At 55.1% G+C, this 6510-nt stretch carries 7 protein-coding genes; 2 read left to right on the top strand and 5 right to left on the bottom strand.

Going from position 1 to position 6510, the window contains the following annotated elements; genetic code table 11:
• The 4 genes from KKW20_RS16180 to rpsL all read right to left on the bottom strand — a co-directional run.
• The coding region (locus KKW20_RS16180) for a GTP-binding protein (protein WP_246534559.1) at positions 1-122 on the bottom strand (122 nt) is incomplete at its 3' end.
• A 57-nt stretch (positions 123-179) separates the two neighbouring features.
• Positions 180-2297 (bottom strand): elongation factor G, encoded by a 2118-nt coding sequence (fusA, locus tag KKW20_RS16175; protein ID WP_214568952.1) that lies wholly within the window; start codon positions 2295-2297, stop codon positions 180-182.
• Positions 2298-2318: 21 nt separating this feature from the next.
• On the bottom strand, positions 2319-2789 hold the full coding sequence (rpsG, locus tag KKW20_RS16170; RefSeq protein ID WP_214568951.1) for a 30S ribosomal protein S7: 471 nt from the start codon (positions 2787-2789) through the stop codon (positions 2319-2321).
• A 12-nt stretch (positions 2790-2801) separates the two neighbouring features.
• Positions 2802-3173 (bottom strand): 30S ribosomal protein S12, encoded by a 372-nt coding sequence (rpsL, locus tag KKW20_RS16165; RefSeq protein ID WP_085848203.1) that lies wholly within the window; start codon positions 3171-3173, stop codon positions 2802-2804.
• 388 nt (positions 3174-3561) lie between these two features.
• On the opposite strand from rpsL, the gene KKW20_RS16160 reads away from it, so the two are divergent.
• Both KKW20_RS16160 and KKW20_RS16155 read left to right on the top strand, forming a co-directional pair.
• A complete protein-coding gene (locus KKW20_RS16160; RefSeq protein WP_214568950.1) occupies positions 3562-4566 on the top strand; it encodes a glycosyltransferase family 2 protein in 1005 nt (334 codons plus the stop codon).
• On the top strand, positions 4518-5591 hold the full coding sequence (locus tag KKW20_RS16155) for a glycosyltransferase family 2 protein (protein ID WP_214568949.1): 1074 nt from the start codon (positions 4518-4520) through the stop codon (positions 5589-5591). The genes KKW20_RS16160 and KKW20_RS16155 overlap by 49 nt, the downstream gene beginning before the upstream one ends.
• On the opposite strand, the gene KKW20_RS16150 is transcribed toward KKW20_RS16155, so the two are convergent.
• Complete coding sequence (locus KKW20_RS16150; RefSeq protein ID WP_214568948.1) at positions 5551-6426, bottom strand: DMT family transporter; 876 nt, start codon at positions 6424-6426, stop codon at positions 5551-5553. The two genes, KKW20_RS16155 and KKW20_RS16150, sit on opposite strands and share 41 nt — an antisense overlap.
• Between the last annotated feature and the right edge of the window lie 84 nt (positions 6427-6510).

Here is a 6510-nt window from a genome sequence, read left to right as displayed (position 1 = left end):
GCTTGGAAGTCACCAAAGTATTTGGTGATTGCAGCGGTCAGAGTGGTTTTACCGTGGTCAACGTGGCCAATTGTGCCGATGTTGACGTGCGGTTTGGAACGTTCAAACTTTTCCTTAGCCATGAGAGGCCTCCTTTAATGTCAGGTGCCGGGCAAGGTCGCCCTGCCCGGCGTTTTTCGTTAGGCAAATTTTGCCTGAATTTCGTCCGAGATGTTCTGCGGTACGGTGTCGTAATGCGAGAACTGCATCGAGAACTGCGCGCGGCCCGAAGACATGGAACGCAGAGTGTTGATGTAGCCGAACATGTTTGCCAGCGGTACGTTTGCGTCAATCGAGATCGCGTTGCCGCGATTTTCCTGACCCGAAACCTGACCGCGACGCGATGTCAGATCGCCGATAATGCTACCGGTGTAATCTTCTGGCGTGATCACTTCGACTTTCATGATGGGTTCGAGCAGTTTCGCACCGGCCAAACGCATCCCTTCGCGCATACACATACGAGCAGCGATTTCAAAGGCGAGAACCGATGAGTCAACGTCGTGGTATTTACCTTCGAGAAGGGCAACCTTGAAGTCGATCACAGGGAAGCCCGCCAAGGGTCCGCTGTCCATAACCGAGTTGATGCCTTTTTCAACGCCGGGGATATATTCCTTCGGCACCGAACCACCAACAACGCGGCTTTCGAACGAGTAACCTTCGCCTGGCTCGGTCGGCGTGATGGTCATTTTGACCTCGCCATACTGACCGGAACCACCCGATTGTTTCTTGTGGGTGTATGTGTGGGTGACTTCTTTCGAAATCGTCTCACGATAAGCCACCTGAGGCGCACCAATGTTCGCTTCAACTTTAAACTCGCGACGCATACGGTCGACAAGAATATCAAGGTGAAGTTCGCCCATGCCTTTCATGATGGTCTGACCGCTTTCGATGTCAGTTTCCACCCGGAAGGAGGGATCTTCTGCGGACAGACGCTGCAGAGCGATACCCATTTTCTCTTGGTCGCCTTTTGTTTTCGGCTCAACGGCAATCTCGATCACGGGATCGGGGAATGTCATTGTTTCGAGAACAACAGGATCATTGATGGCACAAAGTGTGTCACCGGTTGTCGTGTCTTTCAGACCGCCAAGCGCAATAATGTCACCGGAGAAGGCTTCGGTGATTTCATCACGGTCGTTGGAGTGCATGATCATCATGCGGCCAACGCGCTCTTTTTTGCCTTTGGTCGAGTTCAGGAAGTTGTCGCCTTTTTCGATTTTACCGGAGTAAATACGGGTAAAGGTCAACGAGCCCACAAAGGGGTCATTCCAGATTTTGAACGCAAGGGCTGAGAACGGCATGTCGTCGTCTGCACGGCGCGCAATGTCACGAACCTCGTTTTCATCGCCAGGCTTAAAGCCCATGTAGTCAACAACGTCGAGCGGGCTCGGCAGATAGTCAACAACAGCGTTGAGAAGCGGCTGAACACCTTTGTTTTTGAAGGCAGAGCCGCCAAGAACAGGTACAAACGCGATTTCCAAGGTGCCTTTGCGGATCAATTTGCGCAGGGTTGGAACGTCGGGCTCATTGCCTTCCAGGTATTCCATCATCGCGTCGTCGTCCATTTCGACGGCCGCTTCGATCATCTTACCACGCCATTCGTCGGCCATGTCCTGAAGCTCGGCACGGATGGGTGCTTTCACCCAAGTGGCGCCAACATCATCACCCTGCCACAACCATTCTTCCATGGTCACGAGGTCAACAAGACCTTCAAGCTCGGTTTCCGCACCGATTGGAATGCCGATTGGAACAGCGCGCGCGCCGGTCCGGTCTTCGATCATTTCAACACAGTTGAAAAAGTCCGCGCCGATTTTGTCCATCTTGTTGATGAACACCATACGTGGAACTTTATAGCGGTCAGCCTGACGCCAAACAGTTTCTGTTTGCGGCTCAACACCGGCGTTGCCGTCAAGAACACACACAGCACCATCGAGAACCGCAAGCGAACGTTCAACTTCAATGGTGAAGTCAACGTGGCCTGGGGTGTCGATGATGTTCATGCGGTGCTTTTCACTGTCCGCTGTTTTGCCATCTTCGGTGCGTTCCCAGAATGTGGTGGTCGCAGCCGAGGTAATGGTAATACCGCGCTCTTGCTCTTGCTCCATGTGGTCCATCGTCGCCGCGCCATCGTGCACTTCGCCGATGTTGTGGGATTTCCCAGTATAGAACAGGATGCGTTCGGAACAGGTGGTTTTACCTGCGTCGATGTGCGCGATGATACCGAAGTTACGGTATCTTTCGAGTGGATACTCGCGTGCCATGGTTTTCTTCCTTCCTTGGCGTTACCAGCGGTAATGGCTGAATGCTTTGTTGGCATCGGCCATTTTGTGGGTGTCTTCGCGTTTCTTAACAGCGGTCCCGCGCGAGTTAACAGCGTCAAGAAGTTCACCGGCAAGGCGTTCTTCCATCGTGTTTTCGTTGCGCTTGCGGCTGGCTGTGATCAACCAACGGATGGCAAGGGCTTCGCGGCGCTCTGGACGCACTTCGACAGGAACCTGGTACGTTGCACCACCAACCCGACGCGAACGAACTTCGACCGACGGTTTGATGTTATCAAGTGCTTCGTGGAACACTTCGATAGGGGCACGTTTGATTTTGTCTTCAACACGATCCAGCGCGTTGTAAACAATTTTTTCTGCAACCGATTTTTTACCATCGATCATCAGGTTATTCATGAATTTTGTAAGAACTACATCGCCAAATTTGGCGTCGGGCAGAACTTGGCGCTTCTCAGCGGCGTGACGACGAGACATATCTGGCTCTCCTTACTTCGGACGCTTCGCGCCGTATTTCGAACGACGTTGTTTACGGTCTTTAACACCTTGGGTATCCAACACACCGCGCAGGATGTGGTAACGGACACCCGGAAGGTCTTTTACACGACCGCCACGGATCAGAACCACGGAGTGTTCCTGAAGGTTGTGGCTTTCACCCGGGATGTAGGAAATAACCTCGAAACCATTGGTCAGGCGAACCTTCGCAACTTTACGCATAGCCGAGTTCGGCTTTTTCGGGGTTGTTGTATAAACGCGCGTACAAACGCCACGCTTTTGGGGGCAGCTTTCCAAGTGCATTGACTTGGAACGCTTGACTTTAGGCTGGCGCGGTTTGCGGATCAGCTGTTGAATCGTTGGCATAGGGCTCTTTTCCCGTTTCTCAACTCAGTCTGCACAGGCGAACCCATGCGGTGAAATTCTACCCGCTTCGTGCAACATTGCTGCGACACAAAGCGAAAATCCGCGACCGTTCCCGTACCGAGGCGAACGACGCGGTTGGTTCACAGAGGGCCGGTTCTTCTAAGTAGATCCGGTCTTGATCCCACAATACGTGATGAGCGCAGGGGATTGCCCCTTTGCTGGATGTACGCGCGTATAGAGAGAGTCGGTATGGCTGTCAACAGCACCACCAGAAACGGCCACAGCCGCCAGCCTGCCAATGCTGGGCCAAATGCTGACATTAGACCATTGCGCCGCGTTTCACGTCTAAATAGTCTGTGGTCAAGTCAGATCAGTCAACAGGGATATAATGCAAGGCACGCTGGCATTTACCACGGTTCGCAACGAAGGCCCATTCCTTTTGGAATGGATCGCCTGGCAAAAGTCGATTGGTTTTGAAAACGTGCTGATCTTGTTCAACGACTGCACCGATCACTCGCCGCAATTATTGCGCCTTTTGCAAAAGGCGGGCGAAATTGGCATTCGACGTCATGAACCCGGCCCGGATCAGCACCCGCAACCTTCGGCCTATCGCGCCTGCCGGTCCCATCCGATGGTCAAAGCCGCGACATGGATGTTTACCTGTGATGTGGACGAATTTTTGGTTGTGCATAAGGGCGACGGTACCATTGATCATCTTCTACAGGGGGGCGATGTGCCGTGGCAGGGCATGGCGGTGCATTGGCGTATCTTTGGCACCAACGGGTATAAACGCTGGGAAGATCGGCTGGTGCATCGGCAATTCCTGCACTCTGCCCCCGTTGATGCCACCCAGAACAATTGTGTGAAAAGCTTTGTGCGCAACCCGCTGAATTACGGCAGTTTGCGATCCCATACCCCGCGCCATTGGAACGGCGATGGGATTTGGGACACGCGGCACAATTACTTTGTCTATTCAGACGGGCGGCGCTGGAAAGGCTATAGCCCCGAAACCACGTCGCTGAATGGCACGCAGGATCATCAGATCATCCATACGCACGCCTCGGTGAACCACTATATCCTGCAAACCGAAGAACAGTTTGAATTCAAACGTGGCCGGGCCAGCGCCGCAGAAGGGCTGGATCGCTACTCGGATATTTTCTATGAGCGCTTCAATCACAACAGCACCCCAAATGACACCGCGTTGAAGCATTCGGTTCGCTTTGATGCGGAATACGCGCGAATTTGTGCAATCCCCGGCGTGATGCGTTTGCACCATCTGAACTGCGCCGATTTTGTGCAGGCGCTTTGTGAAAAGCGTGGCGAGGATTTCCGCAAGGACCCCCGGTGGCAACATCACCGCGATCTGGCCGCTCAGCTGCCGAAGGCCGCGTGATGAAAGGATCGTTGGTTCTGACCACAATGCGCAACGAGGGCCCGTTTATTCTGGAATGGGTGGCATGGCAAAAGATCTTGGGGTTCGAGAAGATCCTGATCCTGTTTAACGATTGCACCGATCACTCTCCCTCCCTGCTGCGCCAGCTCAAGCGACTGGGTGAAATCTCGGCCAAACGCCACAAACCCCCAAAGGACGAAGCGCCCCAGCCCTGGGCCTATGAGGTGGCGCGCAACCTGCCCGAAACCCGCAAAGCCGACTGGTTGTTTTGCTGTGACGTGGACGAGTTTCTGGTTGTTCACCGCGGCGACGGCACACTGTCTGATCTCCTGACCGCGGTGCCGCAGGATCACGCGGGAATGGTGGTGAATTGGCGGATTTTCGGCAGCGACAAACAGATCATGTGGCATGATACTTTGGTCCATCGTCGGTTTCACAAATGCGCCGATGAGGCGACCCAGCAAAGCCGGTTTGTGAAAACCATCCTGCACAAACCGCACCGCTTTGGCCGATGGCGGGCCCATACGCCGCGGTATTGGCAAGGGGAAGGTGCGTGGGGACAGGGCGACAACCGACTTGTGCAAACGGATGGATCCGACTGGACGACCTATCACCCGGACAACAATGTCATCAATCAGGTGACCCAGGATCAGGTGCGGTTTTCGGCGGCCAGCCTACATCATTACATGCTGCAATCCATTGAGCAGTTCGAGCATAAGCGCGGCACGCTCAGCGCCTCGCGGCGCACCAACCGCTATGACGACACGTTCTTCACCCGCTTCAATCACAACCATACAAACTGCACGGATGTGGCCAAATATCAGGCCCGGTTTGATGCGGAATTTGCCCGATTGTGTGCCCTGCCCGATGTGATGCGGCTGCACCATCTGTGCTGTGCGGACTTTGTGCGTGCCCTGGCCGAAAAGCGCGGCGATGGGTTTTGGGAAGACCCACGGTATATCCGCCACATGCAGATGGCCGATGCTATCCCCGCCGCGCCAAAACCCGCTCGCGGTAAAGCGTAAACAGCCCCATCGTGATCACAATCACAGCCCCAAGCAGGGTCAATCCGTCGGGCCAATCGCCAAAAAACAGATAGCCGACAACCAGCGCCGCAATCATCCCGGTATAGCGAAACGGTGCCACAAAGCCGATCTCGCCGACCCGCATCACCATGACAGAAAAAAGATAGCCACCAAAGATGAACACCGCCGCCAGCGCCAACAAACTGGCAGAGCGCGCATCCACCGGGGCCCAAACCTCGCCCCAGGACAGCAACGCAAAAGCCAATGTGATCGCCACCGCGTTCAGAAATGCCACGGTCATCGAAGGGGTGGTTTTGGCCATACGCCGCACGATGATATCGCGAAAGGTGACACATGCCACCGTGCCCAGGGCGTAGATCGACCAGGTTGAAAACCCAGATCCGCCCGGCTGAATAATCAGCAGCACGCCGATAAAGCCAACGCCGATTGCCAACAGCCTGCGCCACCCCAACGGCTCGCCCAGAAAAAGCCATGCCGCCATCGCCACCGTCAACGGCAATGCCTGTAAAATCGCGGTGACATTGGCGATGGGCATGTTGAAAAGCGCCGAGAGAAACGTATAGGTCGCCCCCACTTCGGCCACGGCCCGCAGGCCGATCAGCTTCCATTCGCGGGCGGGCAGATCAAACCGCAACGCGCCCAACCCGCGCCCCAAAAGATAGATCAGCACCGTGGCCAGAACCCCGCGCAACACCACCGCTTGCGCCAATGGAAGATCCCCCGCGAGCGCTTTCATGCAGGCGTCATTCAGGGTGAACCCCGCCATCGACAGCGTCATCAACACCGCGCCTTTCATGTTGTCCGTCAATGCCATGTGGGCTCCTCCTCTGTCCGAGCTAACAGTCAGCCCGCCCCCACACCATCCCGTTCGCGACAGGGGGCGGCGCAAATGGGGAAA

It is taken from the genome of Aliiroseovarius lamellibrachiae, assembly GCF_018599245.1.
In the GTDB taxonomy this organism is placed as follows: domain Bacteria; phylum Pseudomonadota; class Alphaproteobacteria; order Rhodobacterales; family Rhodobacteraceae; genus Aliiroseovarius; species Aliiroseovarius lamellibrachiae.
The sequence above is the reverse complement of the archived record's forward strand: the minus strand, read 5'-3'. Positions and strand labels throughout refer to the sequence as shown.

Excerpts from the sequence above, each read along its gene's own strand:
- rpsG (WP_214568951.1), bottom strand. The coding sequence starts at position 2,789 with ATGTCTCGTCGTCACGCCGCTGAGAAGCGCCAAGTTCTGCCCGACGCC.
- KKW20_RS16150 (WP_214568948.1), bottom strand. The coding sequence starts at position 6,426 with ATGGCATTGACGGACAACATGAAAGGCGCGGTGTTGATGACGCTGTCG.
- KKW20_RS16160 (WP_214568950.1), top strand. The coding sequence starts at position 3,562 with ATGCAAGGCACGCTGGCATTTACCACGGTTCGCAACGAAGGCCCATTC.
- rpsL (WP_085848203.1), bottom strand. The coding sequence starts at position 3,173 with ATGCCAACGATTCAACAGCTGATCCGCAAACCGCGCCAGCCTAAAGTC.
- fusA (WP_214568952.1), bottom strand. The coding sequence starts at position 2,297 with ATGGCACGCGAGTATCCACTCGAAAGATACCGTAACTTCGGTATCATC.